Annotated in this window: 1 protein-coding gene; it reads left to right on the top strand. The window is 47.4% G+C overall.

Features of this window, described 5'->3' with window-relative positions; genetic code table 11:
• The coding region (locus tag R8O10_RS25775; protein ID WP_318192033.1) for an HAD-IC family P-type ATPase at positions 1–643 on the top strand (643 nt) is incomplete at both ends.

Raw genomic sequence — 643 nt, 5'->3', positions numbered from 1 at the left:
GGCAGCGCTTGAGTTGCTTGGCAAAGTGGAGTCGGTCGCGTTTGATAAAACAGGCACGTTGACACAAGGTAAACCGCAAGTAACAGACGTGGTGAGTTATGATGTAACAGAAGAAACGCTACTGAGTTTAACGGCTTCTATCGAGATGGGGTCAAGTCATCCGTTAGCGGTTTCATTAGTGAAGCGGGCTGAAGAACAAGGCGTTTCGATTCCTGAGGCAAGTGATAAAACTGCTCAAGTCGGCTCTGGTGTAACAGGTTTGGTGAACGGTAAATTAGTGCAAGTTATTGCGCCATCAAAAGCGGACTTCCCTGTTTCTTCGAAAGTTGAACAACGTGTTATTGAACTGGAAGAACAAGGCAAAACCGTGGTGATCGTTCGTCACGATTACGAAGTTATTGGCGTGATCGCGTGGCAAGATACTCTTCGTCAAGATGCTCAACAGGCAATCGCCACGTTGAAAATGTTGGGCGTGAGTTCTGTGATGTTGACGGGGGACAACCCACGCAGTGCAGAAGCGATAGCCCATCAAATTGGTTTGGATTACAAAGCGAGCTTGTTGCCTGCCGATAAAGTACGTTATGTGGAACAACTTTCTACTGAGCACACGGTTGCGATGGTTGGTGATGGTATTAACGACGCA

Origin of the sequence: Vibrio sp. 1727, from assembly GCF_033344415.1 — a bacterium.
GTDB classification, from domain to species: Bacteria; Pseudomonadota; Gammaproteobacteria; order Enterobacterales; family Vibrionaceae; genus Vibrio; species Vibrio alginolyticus.
Note: the sequence above shows the minus strand (reverse complement) of the source record. Positions and strands in the feature narration are given on the sequence as shown.